This window comes from Methanofollis sp., from assembly GCF_028702905.1.
Classification (GTDB): domain Archaea; phylum Halobacteriota; class Methanomicrobia; order Methanomicrobiales; family Methanofollaceae; genus Methanofollis.
This window is the reverse complement of the sequence record NZ_JAQVNX010000001.1, coordinates 79340-95099: the sequence shown is the minus strand read 5'-3', so window position 1 is coordinate 95099 and position 15760 is coordinate 79340. Positions and strand designations below refer to the sequence as shown.

Here is a 15760-nt window from a genome sequence, read left to right as displayed (position 1 = left end):
CACCCCATGATGGAGATGGAGAGGACAAAATCACCTTCAGAAAAGGTTCGCCCTCTGCCTTCCCCGTCCTATCGTAATTCCGGGGGTCTGGGGGCAGCGCCCCCGGCGCAAGCGTGCGGGAAGGCACTTTGACCAGACGAACTCCTCAGAACAATTTTCATGCGGTATGCCTGGGGCGTGCTCCCGACTCATGTCTGATTCTACAGAGCCGAAAAAAATCAAAATACGACAATATACTGGGCTTTAGTCGTCATACAGACACTGTTATAATCCCTGTCGCCACAGGATATTCTATGGCCACTCGGTTTCAGTTCAGCACCGTCAAGGAGGCTGAAGCGTACCTCCTTGCTGCAGACAATGGACAGGATCTTACCCCCGCTCAAAAAAGGGAACTTGATCGGCATATAAATGATCCCCTAGAATATCCCTTCAAGGAACCATTTGATCCGAGAAATATCATTCGATTCAGATTCTATAACCAAGAAGAGGCAGACAAAGCACTTTTTGCCCGTAACCGTGAATAATATCAGCCCACTGTAGTTTTTAACGAAGTGGATCGGTATTTGAGGGCAGCATACTATCCCTACAAAATATGGGATCAGAGTTATGGGAACGATCTAGATTCCACAGATATTTGGTACAAAATTGAAGAGGTGGTGCAGATTGTCCTGGGTAGCAGCTGGATAGGTAAAGAAAGAAAGGAAGATATATTGCGTAAATTATACGGTGTGCAAGCTGCAATTTCCTTAGAGGTATGGACAACACCCGAAATAGGCTCGAAAAATGAGGATAATCACTAAAATCCCCCCTTAACCATCATTTCCATAATTCAAATATATCGGACGCCCCATAATACGGGGCGATGCCCACCACGGAACACCGCAGAGAACTCAGATCTGAGATTTCCCTGTCCAACACCCAGAAGGAGGCGATCCGGAGATCCCGGAGACAACCTGCGGGAGAGACGCCGCACATCACCCCGAGGTTCTCCCCGCGGCACGAAGAATATTCTGGTCCCTTACCGCTACTCTTTTCCCCCCTCCCGCCGAGGGGCACCGTATGGTCTACCAGGAAGAGATCACCGTCACCACCCACGGCGAGGGGGAGATCGTCGACCTCACCGCCGCGGTGCGCCGGTGCGTCGCCGCAAGCGGCACCGTGACCGGAGCCTGCGCCCTCTTTATCATCGGGTCGACCGCCGCCCTCACCACCATCGAATACGAGGACGGCGTCCTCCGCGACCTTGCAGACGCCCTCAAACGCGTCGCCCCCTCCGGCATCGCCTATGCCCACGACGCACGCTGGGGAGACGGCAACGGCCGCTCGCACGTGCGGGCGTCCCTTGTCGGCCCCTCGCTCGTCGTCCCTGTGCAGGACGGGGCGCTACGCCTCGGTACCTGGCAGCAGATCGTGCTCCTCGAACTCGACGTCAGGGAGCACCGGGAGCGGACCGTCCTGTGCACGGTCATCCCCTGAAAAAGATAGTATACGAAAAAAAGTTCAGTCGAGAGGGATGCTCTCAAGCTGCGAGACAAGTTCCCAGATGCGGGTGCGGGCGTGTACCGGCATGTTCGGGTCGTTGCTGATCTCGTCAATGGTGGAGATGGCCTCTGCTGCCCTGAAACCAATACTCTTTTCCTCGTTCATAAGAAGGGCCTTTGTTTCGTCAGCAACCCTGCGGATGTTCCGCGGGATTGTGTTATCTTCAGAGATATGCTGAAGCATCTGGATACAGACATTTATCGTTTCTTGTGGAGTGGCCATACTCAATCACCCTTTATACTATATCATTGCCAGTCTTATATACATTCATTTATCAGAGGAATCGGTGACCCACATGGCAGAGAAAAAACCCGAGGACATCATGGCAGAATACCTCCTGAAAGGAGGTAAAATGCTTGCGAAGGAGTGCAAAATCTGCGGATCTCCCCTCTTCGAGTACAGGGGAAAGACATTCTGCGTTGTCTGTGCCGAGAGAGGCGCGGAAGGTGAGCGCACCCCTGAGCCTCCGGCGCCCGCGGCGGTCGCCGTACCCCGGCCGGCCGGGTCGGCCGAGGCCGGGATCGAAGGGGCGATCGCCTCCCTCTGCGCCCGCGTCGAAGGCGAGCAGGACGAGCGGCGCTGCCTCACCCTGATGGAGGCCGTGCTCGCGGGGGCCGAGGCCCTCCGGATGCTCCGTCAGTCGTAAGGTCGGCGACTGAGTTCAAGGATCGTCCTGGCGGTCTTCTCTCCGATCCCCTTCACCTTGATCAGGTCCTCTTTTTCCGCGTCGATGACCGCCCGCACCGACCCGAAGTGTTCGAGGAGAGCCCGGGCATTCTTCAGCCCGACCTCCGGGAAGGCGGCGACCACATTCTCCTGCTGCTCGGCTGCAGTTGCAAAAGTCTTTCCCGGCGGCAACTTCCGCTCGCCGCCCCCTTCGCTCTCCTCGCGCTTTGCGAGCACGGCGAGCATCTCCGCCGTCTCCTCGGCCGACCGCGTGAAGAGAACGGAGACCCCCATCCCCACCGTGATCGCTGCAAGGGCGCCCCGGATCGCATTCGGGTGGATGTCCCGCGCCCCGTATAGGTCGCCCTCGCCCTCGACGATCAGCACCGGCCTCACCGCCGCTGCCGCAAGGTCCCGCACCTGCCCGAGGAGGTCGCGCTCGACCAGGGTGTCCGCGAAGTCCTGGACCGTCTTCCTCTCGACAAGGATGCGGTCGCCGACGGCATAGTCCCCGACCTCCAGGCGCGTGAGGGTGACCCGAAGCCCGAGGTCTGAGAGAGTCTCGGCGACGCGGGACGCCATCTCCCGATCGTCCACCGTGATCGCCGGCCCCGCAGGTTGGGGCACGGGCCGGGCAAATGCCCCGATGCTCGTCTGGACAGGAGCGGGCGCACCGGAACCCCTGAGCGTGCGGATCCCCTTGATCATCGCCTTTTCTCTCTGCTGGGAGACAAAGCGGTACACCTCGTCCGAGGTTCCCTTCGTGGTGATGACGACGATCCTGCCGGCGCCGCTCCTGCCTGTCCGCCCCTTCCTCTGGATGCTCCGTATCTCCGACGGAACCGCCTCGTAGAAGACGACAAGGTCAGTCGAGGGGACATCGAGACCCTCCTCGCCGACCGACGTCGAGACGATCGCCGGGAACTCCCCCTCCCGGAACCTCTTCAGGACATCGATCTGCTGCTTCTGGGAAAGCCCCTTCTCCGCGTCACGGGACGCCTGCCCCACGAAACGCTCGGCATGAATGCCGGCGTCGGCGAGGGCGTCGACGAGGAGGCCGACCGTGTCCCGGAAACTTGCAAAGAGAATGGTCCGACTCTCCGGGTGCTCCCGCGCCTGTTCTGCGACAAGAGAAACGGCCAGCCCGACCTTGGGGTGGAGCTCGCCGTCCCACGACATTGCCCTGTCGCAGAGACGCTGGAAGACCGGGTCTGCCGCAAGACGTATGCTTGCCTTTGTCCCGCTCCCCGACCGCCCCTCGGACGCGAGTTTCTCGAGGTACGCGGTGAGGACGCAACTCCCCTGCGCCTCGGCAAGGGAGACGGCATGGCGGAGTTTCATCAATTCTGCATAGATCGAGGCCGCCATGAATCCCGCCTGGTCGCGCTGTGCGATCCGTCCCTGGATCTCCGCGTTGAGCCGGTTGAGGGCCTTCATGGAGAGTTTGTCCCGGACAGGGGCGTGGAACTCGGCCCTGTTCAGGGCGGCCAGGCGGGAATCGAGGAGGATGTTCAGGTCGGCGATGGCAAGGCCGAGTTCGCCGGGCAGGTCCACCGAGAGATACTCCATCTCCCGCTCATGGACGTACGGGCGTACGTCGGCGTCCGACTCGGTCCTCGTCTCGACCTGCACGACGCCGAGGTTTTCCATCACCTCCTCCACCTTCCCGTGGTCGCCGCCCGGACTTGCGGTCATCGCAAGGAGGAGGGGGTTCGACGCCGTCGATAGGTAGCGCCGGGCAAGAAAGACATAGGCATAGTTCCCGACCGCCCGGTGGCACTCGTCCACGACAAGGAGAGTGACATCGTCGAGCGAGTACCTCCCTGCGATCAGGTCGTTCTTGATCACCTGCGGCGTCGCAAAGATTGCCTGCGCACCGTCCCATGCCTCTTTCCGTTCCCCGGGATCGGTTGCGCCGGTGAAGATCGCGCAGGCGCCCTCGGGCAGGGCAAGGCGCTCGGAGAAATAGCGGAGGTGCTGCTCGACCAGGGGCTTTGTCGGCGCGAGGACGAGCAGTCTCCCCCCCTCGCGGTACAATCGCGACGCCGCCACAATCAGGGCGATGGCGGTCTTCCCAAGGCCCGTCGGGAGGACCACCATCGTGTGGGCGTCCATCGCTTTCAGGGCGATGGCGAGTTGATAACGCCGCTCCTCCAGGCTTTCCGGCCTGATGAGGGGGTGGGTGAGGTAGTTCATGCCTGTTTCAGGTCTGCAAACCGCGTGCGGCCGGAGACGAGCGACATGAGCGTTGCATGAACGTCGGCGATCGGGAGGCGCACCTGCTCCATGGAGTCGCGGTCGCGCAGGGTGACCGTGCCCTTCTCCTTCGTCTCGTAGTCGATGGTGACGGCAAAGGGAGTCCCGATCTCATCCTGGCGGCGGTACCGCCTACCAATGGCACCGTTGTCATCGTAGTCGGCAAGGATGCCGCCGTCCTGGAGGTCGATGGCGATCTCCCGTGCCACGCTGTCGAGGCCGTCCTTGTTCACGAGCGGGAAGACGGCGACCTGGACCGGGGCGACGCAGGGGGCGAAGTGCATCACGCGCCTCTCCTCACCCTCGACCATCTCCTCGTCGTAGGCGTGTTCGAGGACACCGTAGATCATCCTGTCGATGCCGTACGAGGGCTCGATGACATGGGGCCGCACCTCGACGCCGCGGACCTCGACCTCCTCCTCGCTGACAGTGTAGAGGTCGCCGGGGATGTGGTAGGTCTCGCCGTCGACGACGACGTCGGCGCCGTCAGGGCCGGGCGCAGCCTCGGCAAGGGCGTCGGCGATCTTCTTTGCCTTGCCGCGGTACTTCGGGCCGAGAGTGCCCATGTCCGCGACGATCCGCAGCCTCTTCTCCTTCCGTGCCTCGGCGAAGGGGACGAAGACGGTCATGGAGTCGCCGCTCTCCTTTGAATGAGCGCGCAGGTCGTAGTCTGTCCGGTCGGCGATGCCGACTGTCTCGACCCAGCCGAAGCGGTCGGAGAGGACCTCGGCGTCCCAGCAGTCGATCGCGTAGTGCGCCCTCTCGTCGGGCAGGTGCTGGCGGAAGCGCATCCGGGCCGGGTCAATCCCGATGGTGACCAGGAGTTCGTGGGTGAGGGCGAGGTAGTAGGCGATGTACTCGTTGGCGATGATCCCCTCGTCCACCGCCTGGCGCATCGTCTTCTTGATCGCGGGCAGGTCCTTCTGCTCCTGCTCGATCCCCCAGAGATCGACTGTATAGTCGGCATAGCGGGAGAAGTTCGGGTGGTTCTTCTCCGAGGGGTTGACGAAGATCTCAGCCTCGGCCTGGGTGAACTCACGCAGGCGGATCATGCCCTGCCTGGGAGAGATCTCGTTCCTGTACGACTTGCCGATCTGGACAGCACCGAAGGGGAGTTTCATGCGGTAGAAGCGAGAGAGACGGGAGAAGTCGGTGAACATCCCCTGCGCGGTCTCAGGCCGCAGGTACCCCCGCCTCTGCGAGCCCGGACCGATCGTCGTCTGGAACATCAGGTTGAAGTCGAAGACCTCGACGTCGCCAAAGACCTCGTCGCAGGCCGGGCACCTGGCAGGGGCGACAGCCTTTGCAAGGTCCTCTTTCGAGAGGATGCCGGCGTTGTGGATGCCGCAGGCTTCGGCAAGGTGGTCGGCCCTGAAGTACTCGTTGCAGTGGGGGCACTGGCACATCTTGTCGGCGAACCCCTTCACATGCCCGGAGGCAACATATATAGATTCTGTCCCGACGGTCGGGCACTCGATCTCATAGTAGCCCTCCCTGATGACATAGTAATGCCTCCAGATCGCCTCGATCCGGCGTTTCATCATCGCACCGAGGGGGCCGTAGTCGATGAACCCTGCAACCGCACCATAGACTTCTGCGGAGGGCCAGACAAAACCGCGGCGTTTTGCCAGCTCTATGACTTTATCGTAGATATCACTCACTGCAATCAGTCCCGTTATACTATTTAAACTGGAAGATTAAAAAGCCACTTTTCTGCGATATCATCTGATGAGCGAAGGCCAATCCCCATGGAGAGACAGCGCCGCATGGTGCCGGTGTGCTCTTCGGCACGATCTTTATGGGGCGAGAGAAAGAACGGGCCCTCGGAGTTTTGGCCGTGTTTCAGGACCTATTAAATGGAATAGGGCCTCTCCAGGAAATGGTTGCCTGCGCGAGAATCCGGAAATCGGCGGATATAATGGGGTAATTATAAACCTTACTTTTTTTGACGAATGGTGTTTAGATAGTCTGATAAAAAAAATAAGCCTCATAGCTCCCTAAATCTACAGGGATTCAAAAATGTTCAATTGATAATAATTAAATATCATAAGGCGTATTGTTATGCAGACCTAGTGTGGTATTGCCATGCCTGCAGACAAGAGAAAAAAGGAACTCCTTGCACTCTTCCAGGACATCACCAGCAAGACGGAGATAGTCGAGCCGATGAAGAAGATCCATGGGAGTCTCAGGGACCGCGATGCGGTTGGTCGCGAGGTCGCACTGATCATGCGCGAGATTCTGGATCTGGGGTTCTTCCAGACCAAACTCTCCCCCCGTCAGCTTGCGACTCTGGTCATCTCCTTCAATGAAGAGAGAAACGACACCGAAATCGCGCGTGAACTCGGCAATGAGAAACTTGCAAAGACTGTGGCGCGGGCACGCGTGAGGCTGAAGCTCTTCAGGGACTCGGACTTCGACATGCCTTTCGACCGGAAGTACCTCTCTGAACTGGTCGCATCGGAGAAGACGATGAACGAGATCTCGGCACTCCTCGGGATCAGCTCCTCGTCCCTCAGGGAATACCGGCACGTGATCGCCATGGAAGAGGACGCAACGCTCGACCCCTTCCTGGAGCGGATCAAGGACGTCCTCGAAGACCGCGACCTCACCGAGCAGATGACTCGCGGCCTCGTCAATGACGGCCTTTCGGAAGCGATCGACGCGACCGAGGCCGAACTGATCGACGTTACCTGACCGCGTGTGGCGACCACCCGACCACCCCCTTTTTTTATTCCCGGTGCAGACGGGAGTGCATGAAGATCACGTGGCCTGGCCATGCCTGCTTCCTCCTTGAGGGCAGCAAGAGTGTATTGATCGATCCGTTCGTGCCGTCCGGTCCGATCCGGGCCGCACCCGATATTGTGGCAGTGACACACGGCCATGCCGACCACCTGGGCGAGGCCGTGCGTTTCGGAAAGCCGACCGTGGCGATGAACGAGATCGCGAAGTACCTGCGGGAGCAGGGCGTGCCCGCGGAGCCGATGAACATCGGCGGCACGATCGAGGTGGAGGGCGTCTCTTTCACGATGACGCCGGCGCTCCACTCCTCCTGGCTGGAGGCGGCGGGCGGCGGCTATTACGGCGGCGTGGCCGCCGGGTTTGTTGTCAGGATGGACGGCGTCAGCGTCTATCACGCGGGGGACACCGGCCTCTTCTCAGACATGAAACTCGTCCACGACCTCTACCACCCTGACGTCGCCCTCCTCCCTGTGGGGGGACGGTACACGATGGGGCCAGAGGAGGCGATGCTGGCCGCGGAGTTCGTCGGTGCGCCGACGGTCATCCCGATGCACTACAACTCCTTTCCGGTGATCGAGCAGGACCTCACCGGCTTCAAGGCGGCGATCGAGAGGACGACCGACATGAAGGTCGTCATCCTCGAACCGGGTGGGAGCGTCGAGGTGGGGGAGGAGAACAGACGCTGAGGGGAGACGAGAGAGTGTCCTGTGCCGGGGGACGACCTTCAAAAACCCGGCGGCTTTCCTGAATCCCTCCGGTCGTCCCCCCATTCGGATGGGAAGGTGGCAATCACCTTCTTCAGAATCCTTTGTTCGCTCTTCCCCTGTCCAGTCCAGAGCGGGGACAAACGGAGGGAGGAGAGATAATCTTTGATTTTCGACGTGCCCCCCGGAGGTGTGTGCGGGGACGGCGGCGGATCCGCGTGCGCTCTGTCGTATCGAGATATCAACGGACAGAGTGTAAGAGATTCTGCAAAGTTAAAAAAAGATTTAGAAATCAGTCATCACACGGAACTGATCGATTTCCTCGGAGTTCATCCTGCTGAGGACCTCCTCGGCAGCCCGGTGGATGTCCTTGCTTGCGGTGATTGCACGGCCGACGACAAGGATGTCGGCGCCCGATGCAATCGCCTTCGGCACGACTTCCGCCCTGACCCCTCCGGCGGTTGCGACAAGGAGCTTGCCGCCCGCGGCCTTCTTGATCTCCGGGATGTTGCCCCAGGAGTACTCCTGCCCCTCGGTGTCGATGGCGCGGTGGAGTTCCACGATGTCGGGCTTGACCTTCAGGGAGGCGATGAGGGCAACCGGGTCCTTGACATTGAGCATGTCGATGACCGAGTAGATGCCGGTCTTCTTCGTCTCTTCGATCGCCTTCTCTATGGTGGCGTTCGGTGCGAGGCCGGAGATGACGACGGCGTCGGCACCGGCGTCTGAGGCCATCCGTGCTTCGAGGTTGCCGGTGTCCAGGGTCTTGAGGTCGGCGATGATGAACGCAGTCGGGCGGATCTTCCTGATCTCGCCGAGGACACTCAGCCCGAACTGCTTGATCAGGGGCGTGCCTGCCTCGAAGACGACATGATCGTTCTCAGGAACCGCAGTGAGCACTTCCTCGACCCTCTTCATGTCCACAAGGTCCATAGCGACCTGGAGGTACGGCGGGTTCCAGAGGCGCTGCACCTTGAAGCCCATGACCGCATGGGTGGACCGGTCCTTCTCGAAGAGAAGGGTCTCGGTGTCAGGGAACTTCTGGAGAGCGCGGCGGATCGCAAGCTTGGTTGCGCCGTAGTTGGAGCGGTAGATCTTGTTGTAGTCCTTTGCCTCGGGTGCAATGAAGACCGACGCAAGGATGACCGTCTCTTCAAGGTCGATACCCTCGAAGACGCCTTCCTCAACAGAGTCGGCGACGGCCTTCGCGACGGCGGCCTGGGCCGGACCGAACATCTCGTTCACCTGCTCGCCCTTCTTCATCGTCACCTTCGGGATGATGAGGGTGACAGGCTTGGTGAGCAGGTTCGGGCGGATGACCGCAAGGAGCGGGGTGTGACCTGCAGAGAGCTGAGAAATGCTGTTTGCAAAGGCCATCCCGACCGGACCCTGCTTGTCCCCCATGACAAGGTCGATGTGCGCGAGTTCCGCGCCGGTTCCTACAAGAGCTTCACCTATAAGATACATGGACAATCCCTTCAATATGCTGCATAAAGATAGGGTGGACTCATACATAAAGTGACGGGCGCCAGGGGAACGGAGGAGCAGGGCGGAAGGGGAAGGGGCCTCAAACCCGGGATCCTGAAGACGGCAAAGGTGGCCTCTGTCAGGATCGTCCCTGACCGCACGTCGACCACCCGCAGCCCCGGGCGCCTGTCCCGACCAGTTGCCCCTGTGGATTATCCTGCCAGATCTGCGCGTTGCCCTTCCCGTACTGCGGGGATAGGGCCAGATTATAAAAATGCAGCGTCGTGCTCGTGCGCGCCTCCATCTCATTGGTCAACAAGAACCCCCGGTTCTCTTCGAGGTGGCGGCACCGGCGTTCCCGTCATGAAGATGTACAGGCATTCGGAAACGACAGTATCAGGAAATAATCGCAGAGAATAGGAATAAAATCATTGAACTGGATCATAAAACGTGGGGTCGGTGAGATTTGAACTCACGATCGACGGGTCTCTCCGACATGCGCGGGGAGCACGAATGTTGCATCAGTGCTCCAACGGGTCATCATCATCATCAGTAGACCCATTGTTCATCACACGCAAAGACCGCTGGAGCCCGTCGCCATTCCGGACTAGGCCACGACCCCACGGGTATCCTATATATTCGACAGTCCCTTCATTTAAAAATTGTGTTTCAAGAACACTAACCATATATTGTCTCCCTCCCCCATGTACTGGGAAAATTATGGCTACGGGCAGTTATGCATGCGGACACTCGGCAATGTCGCTGATGGGGGAGACCATCGGCGCCATGCTGAACCGGATTGCCACCCAGTACCCGGACAACGAAGCCCTGGTATCGGTGCACCAGAACATCCGCTGGACATACAGGGAGTTCCTTCTTCAGGTAAACTCTCTTGCACGTGGCCTTATGGCGCTCGGCGTCGAGCGCGGGGACAGGGTTGCGATCTGGGCGATGAACTACGCAGAGTGGACGATGACCCAGTTCGCGACCGCAAAGATCGGCGCCATTCTGGTGAACATCAACCCCGACTACCGTGTCTTCGAACTCGAATACGCGCTGAAGCAGGCGGAAGTCTCGACCCTCATCGTGCAGGGGCGTTTCAAGACCTCCGACTATGTCGGCATGGTCTACGAGGCCTGCCCCGAGGCGATCGAGGCGCGGCCCGGCAGAGTTTCCTCGGAGAAGTTCCCATTCCTCCGAAACATCATCTTCATGGGCGACATCCCGTACAACGGCATGTTCTCCTGGGACGAGGTGCTCCAGAAAGGGGATGCGATCAGCCCCGACGAACTGGAGGAACGCGAGGAGACCCTCAACTTCGACGATGCCATCAACATCCAGTACACGAGCGGGACGACCGGTTTCCCGAAGGGCGTCGTCCTCACTCACCACGGCGTCATGAACAACGGCTACATCATCGGCGAGGGGATGAAGTTCACCGAGAAGGACCGCCTCTGCATCCCTGTGCCCTTCTACCACTGCTTCGGCATGGTCCTCTCAAACATGGCCTCGGTCACCCACGGCACGACGATGGTCATCCCTGCCCCGGCCTTCAATGCCGAGACTGTCCTGAAGACGATCCAGAACGAGCGGTGCACCGCCGTCCACGGCGTGCCGACGATGTTCATCGCCGAACTCTCCCACCCGGACTTTAAGAAATACGATTACTCCACCCTGCGCACCGGGATCATGGCCGGTTCCCCCTGCCCGATCGAGGTGATGAAGCAGGTCAACAGCCTCATGAATATGCGGGACATCGTCATCGTCTACGGGCAGACCGAACTCTCGCCCGGTATCACCATGACGACGGTGAACGACCCCCTGGAGCGCAGGGTCACGACCGTCGGCAGGCCATTCCCGCACACCGAGATCAAGATCATCGACCCGAACACAAAGAGGATCGTCCCCCACGGCGAGATCGGCGAGATCTGCGCACGCGGTTATATGGCGATGAAGTGCTACTACAACAATCCCTCGGCCACCCGCGCCACCCTGGACCAGAACGGCTGGCTCCACACCGGCGACCTCGGCGTGATGGACGAGGAGGGGTACGTGAAGATGTCCGGGCGCCTGAAGGAGATGGTGATCCGGGGCGGCGAGAACATCTACCCGAGAGAGATCGAGGAGTTCCTCCACCACCACCCGAAGATCGCCGACGCCTATGTGATCGGCGTGCCCGACGAGAAGTACGGCGAGGAACTGATGGCCTGGGTGAAGCCGAAGAACGGGCAGACCCTCACGAAGGAGGAGATCGTCGAGTTCTGCACCGGCCAGATCGCCCGCTTCAAGATCCCGCGGTACTACAAGTTCGTGGACAGTTTCCCGATGTCTGTCACCGGCAAGATCCAGAAGTTCAAGATGCGCGAGATGGCGATCCCCGAACTCGGCCTCGAAGGGGCCTCGAAGATCCAGACTGCCTGAAAGATCGGCATCCCTTTTTTTCAGACGGCCGGGCCGACATCTGGCTGGCGTCAAGGAGATCATTTTTATGTACTGCTTCCGGTAATGACTCCTGACTCCCTGGGGCAGATGTCCCACAGGGGGATGGAGGAGAGTATTATGGTCGGGATCACAAGCAGCGAGATCGACACCAGTGCACCGATGAGATCATCGAGCGCCGCTCTGGCAGGTTCGGTCGTCACCTATGTCGGCCGGGTGCGGGCCGAGGAGGGCGCCACCGGGCTTTCGATCGAGGCGGATGTCGAGCAGGCGACGAAGAGCCTGAAATCGATCCGGGAAGAGGCGGTCAGGCGTTTCGGGCTGAGTTGTGCAGATGTCGTGCATAGGATCGGCGAGGTCACTGTCGGTGACGTGGTCCTTCTGGTGGCCGCGGGCGCACCGGAGAGGGACGTGGCCTTTGAGGCGTGCACGTACATCGTCGAGGCGGTGAAAGAACAAAATATCATCAGGAAAAGGGCACTGCTCGCAGCCTGAAGATCGACAGGGCCGCCCGGTCCCTCTAAACCACCTATTTTCCCGTGCAAAAAAGGGAAGAGAACCTTTAACCTGATGCCGCACCACCCGAATGCATGCCCTACACCCTCAGGCTGATCTCCATCGAGGAGAAGGAGGATCTGGCGGCACGGTACGCCGCACAGGTCAGGTACGAGATCAAGTCCGACATCTACGGCTGCTGTATCAAACTTCTCACCGGCGACCGCAGTGTCAAGGAGCGCTGGGAGGAGAATTTCTTCTTCATCTCCCAGTCGATCCGCTCCCATGGCCGCCTCTATGTCCTCCGCGATCCGGCGGCCTCGAAAGACACGGTCTTCTATGACCCGGCGACGAGAACGGCGTTCCTCCTCAATGTCACCTACTATGGCTGGGTGAAGTCCCTTGCCCTCTCTGTGGCAGGCGACACCCTGGAGGACGAGCACGGGATCGCCTCCATCCACGGCGCCTGCATCGACGCCGACGGCCGGGGGTGCTGCATCCTCGGGGCGTCGGGCGCGGGCAAGACCACCCAGACGTATGGTCTCCTTCGCGACCCGCGGGTGCGGGTGGTCGCCGACGACTGGTCTTTCGCCCGCATCTTCGGGGACGAGGTCTTTGCCTATGGTTCTGAGAAGAACTTCTACATCAGGGCCGACCTCGCCACCATCTGGCCGGAATATACCGACCTCGTCGCCCGCGCCGATTTCGACGCGGAGGGCCGCGCCGTCGTGGACCTGAGGTCTGTCATCGGGAAGGGGCGCATCCTCCCGATGACCACGATCCGAACAGTCGTCCTCCTCCACCGCGATCCCGAAGAGGCGCAGACGGTCACGGCCCGCAATCCCGGCACCGCCCTTGACGTGCTCGCGGCTGCGGGCTACTACAACCCCCACCTCCTTGTCAGGACGCCCTTCAAGGAAAATCTCCGGAGGCGATTCTTTGCAGCGCTGCTGGGGGCGGCGCGGGTCTATGTCGTCAACACGACCGGCACGCCCGAGGAGACGCAGGGGATGCTGCGCGGGATCGTCTTCGGGGAGTAAGAGTGAGGGAAATTTACATGGCCCGGACGACCAGTATCAGCACGACAGAGAGTACGAACAGCCAGATGAGTACGACGATAATGAGCCCGGTCCATCCGTGAATATGCACCGACCTGTCTTCGGTTTTCGCACGTTCTCTATACTCTTCAAGCACATCGGGCGGCATCAGTCGGACTGCACATGCGATCCCGGCCGGGACGAGGATCAGGTCGTCCAGATAACCAAGGACAGGAATGAAATCAGGGACCAGATCAATCGGGCTCAATGCATATGTGACGGTCAGCACCAGAACTCCCTTCGCATACCAGGGGATGCGTGGGTCTCCACGGGCGAGATACAGTGCATAAACATCAACTTTCACATTCTGTGCATGCTGTTTCAGTTGTTCAATGGAGAGCATCCCACACAAAAAAAGATTATTCTTCGGCCTGCTTCCGGGCGATCAGCCCTTCTGCCGCCTTCTGCGCACCATTGATGATCTCGGCCTCGCCGGGGATGCGGCGGTCCTCCATGAGAACCCGGCCATTGCAGAGCACCGTTGTCACTGCGGCGCCAGAGCAGGCATAGACCGCGTTCGAGACCGGGTTGTACAGCGGGGTGTTGCAGACCGCACGGCGGTCGAGGAGGACGAGGTCTGCCGGCGCGCCCTCGGCGATGACGCCGCCCTCGAATCCCAGGGCCGCGGCACCGTTTGCCGTCGCCATCTGGAAGGCCTCGGACGCCGGGAGGAGGGTCTGCGAGTTCCAGTAGAACTTCTGGAGCAGGGCGGCGAACTTCATCTCCTCGAACATGTCGAGGTTGTTGTTCGAGGCGCACCCGTCTGTGCCCAGGGTGACGCCGGCGCCCCGCGCCTTCAGCCACTCGTACGGCATCGCGCGGTGGACTGCAAGCTTCATGTTGCTTGTCGGGTTGTGGGAGGCGAAGACACCGCGGTCGCCAAGAAGAGTGCAGTCGTCGGAATCGAGCCAGCAGCAGTGGGCCGCGACCGTGCGGGGCGTCAGGCAGCCGCACCGATCAAGCAAGGCCGCCGGGCGCATGCCGGTCTTCTCGACACAGTCGTGCACCTCCTGCTCTGTCTCGGCAAGGTGGATGTGGAGACCGACGTTCTGCTGCCGGGAGAACTCAGCGCACCAGTGCAGCCCCTCCTCGGAGACCGTGTACACGGCATGGGGGCCGACGGCCGCCCTGATCCGCGGGTTGTTCATTCCCTTGATCCGGGCGACGAGTTTCTCTGTCGCGTGGATCTCTTTCTCTCTCTTCTCCTCGTCGAAGAGGTCGATGAACCCGTACGAGAGCTGGGCCTTCATGCCCATCTCGTCCACGGCGCGGGCCGCCTCCTCCATGAAGAAGTACATGTCATTGAAGCCGACTGTCCCCGACCTGATCATCTCCAGGCAGGCGAGCTTCGTTCCCCAGTACACGTCATCAGCTGTCAGGTGCGCCTCAAGGGGCCAGATCTTCTCGGACAGCCACTGCTGGAGGGGCATGTCGTCGGCATAGCCGCGCAGCAGGGTCATCGCCGCATGAGTGTGGGTGTTGTACAGGCCCGGCAGGGCGACAGCACCGCCGCCGTCGACGATCCTGTCGGCCTCGCCGCCGGCCTTCTCCCCGATCGCGGCGAAACGCCCGTTCTCGACCCTGATATTCACCCGCGCTCCATTGAGCTCAACATCCCTGATGAGCACGCTTCTTTCCGTATCACTCATAAATCAGTCACTTCCACAAACCCGCACGATCGATTCGACCAGGTCCTCGGTCCTGTGCGCGTATTTCTTCGAGGTGGCGAGGATGTGTTCGTAGGTCAGCACCTCGTCAGATAATCCATTCGCATAATTGTCCACGGTGCAGACTGCGGCGACCGGGATGCCGAGTTCCCGCGCCAGGGTCGCCTCGCTCGCGACGGTCATGCCGACGACGTCGGCGACCTTCGCAAGGCCGCGCACCTCCGCGACCGTCTCGATCCGCGGCCCCCGTGTCTGGGCGTACACCCCCCCAACCTGCGCCGTCGGGATGGCCTCCGAAAGTTTCTGGACAAGGCCCTCGTCGAGGGCAGGCATCACATGCTCGATGGCATGGTCATGGAAGGACGGGATATCGGTGAGGCTGAGATAGTCTGTCGGAATAACCACTGTCCCGGGCGGGATCTCCGCCTTCAGGGAACCGACCGAGCCGAAAGAGACGATCCTGTCCACGCCGGAGAGTGCAAGGGCCGCGGCCTCTGCCCGGTAGTTGATCCGGTGCGGCGGCCTCCCCCCCTGGTGGCGGAGCATGATGGCGATATCCCCCGCCATCACCTCTGCCGGGCCATATGGTGTCCAGACAGTCCTTTTTTCGAGTCTCGGGAGGTTGCAGTAGAGAAGACTGGTGCCACCGATGATCCCGAGCATCACTGCCCCCTCCGCCCTGTGTGCA

Annotated in this window: 15 protein-coding genes and 1 tRNA gene; 8 read left to right on the top strand and 8 right to left on the bottom strand. The window is 60.4% G+C overall.

Annotated features, from left to right (window positions below; genetic code table 11):
• The first annotated feature begins 551 nt into the window (after positions 1-551).
• Positions 552-800 (top strand): hypothetical protein, encoded by a 249-nt coding sequence (locus PHP59_RS00440; RefSeq protein ID WP_300161927.1) that lies wholly within the window; start codon positions 552-554, stop codon positions 798-800.
• Between the two features lie 259 nt (positions 801-1059).
• Positions 1060-1476, top strand: a complete 417-nt coding sequence (locus tag PHP59_RS00435; RefSeq protein ID WP_300161924.1) for a secondary thiamine-phosphate synthase enzyme YjbQ — start codon at positions 1060-1062, stop codon at positions 1474-1476.
• 24 nt (positions 1477-1500) lie between these two features.
• On the opposite strand, the gene PHP59_RS00430 is transcribed toward PHP59_RS00435, so the two are convergent.
• Positions 1501-1764 (bottom strand): UPF0147 family protein, encoded by a 264-nt coding sequence (locus tag PHP59_RS00430; protein ID WP_300161921.1) that lies wholly within the window; start codon positions 1762-1764, stop codon positions 1501-1503.
• A 73-nt stretch (positions 1765-1837) separates the two neighbouring features.
• On the opposite strand from PHP59_RS00430, the gene PHP59_RS00425 reads away from it, so the two are divergent.
• Positions 1838-2188 (top strand): autoantigen p27 domain-containing protein, encoded by a 351-nt coding sequence (locus PHP59_RS00425; RefSeq protein WP_300161918.1) that lies wholly within the window; start codon positions 1838-1840, stop codon positions 2186-2188.
• On the opposite strand, the gene PHP59_RS00420 is transcribed toward PHP59_RS00425, so the two are convergent.
• Both PHP59_RS00420 and glyS read right to left on the bottom strand, forming a co-directional pair.
• A complete protein-coding gene (locus PHP59_RS00420; RefSeq protein ID WP_300161915.1) occupies positions 2179-4404 on the bottom strand; it encodes a DEAD/DEAH box helicase in 2226 nt (741 codons plus the stop codon). The two genes, PHP59_RS00425 and PHP59_RS00420, sit on opposite strands and share 10 nt — an antisense overlap.
• On the bottom strand, positions 4401-6125 hold the full coding sequence (glyS, locus tag PHP59_RS00415) for a glycine--tRNA ligase (RefSeq protein WP_300161912.1): 1725 nt from the start codon (positions 6123-6125) through the stop codon (positions 4401-4403). The genes PHP59_RS00420 and glyS overlap by 4 nt, the downstream gene beginning before the upstream one ends.
• A gap of 424 nt (positions 6126-6549) precedes the next feature.
• Here glyS and PHP59_RS00410 point away from each other — a divergent pair, with 424 nt between their 5' ends.
• Positions 6550-7158, top strand: a complete 609-nt coding sequence (locus PHP59_RS00410) for a response regulator receiver protein (protein ID WP_067049803.1) — start codon at positions 6550-6552, stop codon at positions 7156-7158.
• A gap of 59 nt (positions 7159-7217) precedes the next feature.
• Positions 7218-7889, top strand: coding sequence for a metal-dependent hydrolase (locus PHP59_RS00405; RefSeq protein ID WP_300161908.1), 672 nt, complete (start codon positions 7218-7220; stop codon positions 7887-7889).
• 303 nt (positions 7890-8192) lie between these two features.
• Here PHP59_RS00405 and PHP59_RS00400 read toward each other — a convergent pair whose 3' ends face one another.
• Together PHP59_RS00400 and PHP59_RS00395 are read right to left on the bottom strand one after the other, a co-directional pair.
• The gene (locus PHP59_RS00400) at positions 8193-9374 is read right to left on the bottom strand and encodes a bifunctional 5,6,7,8-tetrahydromethanopterin hydro-lyase/3-hexulose-6-phosphate synthase (protein WP_300161905.1); all 1182 of its coding nucleotides are present in this window, start codon (positions 9372-9374) and stop codon (positions 8193-8195) included.
• A 451-nt stretch (positions 9375-9825) separates the two neighbouring features.
• Positions 9826-9996: transfer RNA gene (locus tag PHP59_RS00395), tRNA-Trp, on the bottom strand.
• A gap of 98 nt (positions 9997-10094) precedes the next feature.
• Here PHP59_RS00395 and PHP59_RS00390 point away from each other — a divergent pair.
• The 3 genes from PHP59_RS00390 (at position 10095) to PHP59_RS00380 (ending at position 13348) form a co-directional block, all read left to right on the top strand.
• Positions 10095-11795 (top strand): AMP-binding protein, encoded by a 1701-nt coding sequence (locus PHP59_RS00390; protein ID WP_300161902.1) that lies wholly within the window; start codon positions 10095-10097, stop codon positions 11793-11795.
• Positions 11796-11933: 138 nt separating this feature from the next.
• A complete protein-coding gene (locus tag PHP59_RS00385) occupies positions 11934-12308 on the top strand; it encodes a molybdenum cofactor biosynthesis protein MoaE (protein ID WP_300161899.1) in 375 nt (124 codons plus the stop codon).
• Positions 12309-12403: 95 nt separating this feature from the next.
• A complete protein-coding gene (locus PHP59_RS00380; RefSeq protein WP_300161896.1) occupies positions 12404-13348 on the top strand; it encodes an aldolase in 945 nt (314 codons plus the stop codon).
• 13 nt (positions 13349-13361) lie between these two features.
• Here the strand turns inward: PHP59_RS00380 and PHP59_RS00375 are convergent, their stop codons facing one another.
• Genes PHP59_RS00375 through PHP59_RS00365 form a run of 3 tightly spaced genes read right to left on the bottom strand, consistent with a single transcriptional unit; the run spans position 13362 to position 15735 of the window.
• Positions 13362-13748, bottom strand: a complete 387-nt coding sequence (locus PHP59_RS00375) for a YkvA family protein (protein WP_300161893.1) — start codon at positions 13746-13748, stop codon at positions 13362-13364.
• A gap of 16 nt (positions 13749-13764) precedes the next feature.
• Positions 13765-15054 carry an amidohydrolase family protein gene (locus PHP59_RS00370; RefSeq protein WP_300161890.1) on the bottom strand — a complete coding sequence of 430 codons (1290 nt, stop codon included), beginning with the start codon at positions 15052-15054 and terminating at the stop codon, positions 13765-13767.
• A 3-nt stretch (positions 15055-15057) separates the two neighbouring features.
• Positions 15058-15735 carry an MTAP family purine nucleoside phosphorylase gene (locus PHP59_RS00365; protein WP_300161887.1) on the bottom strand — a complete coding sequence of 226 codons (678 nt, stop codon included), beginning with the start codon at positions 15733-15735 and terminating at the stop codon, positions 15058-15060.
• Between the last annotated feature and the right edge of the window lie 25 nt (positions 15736-15760).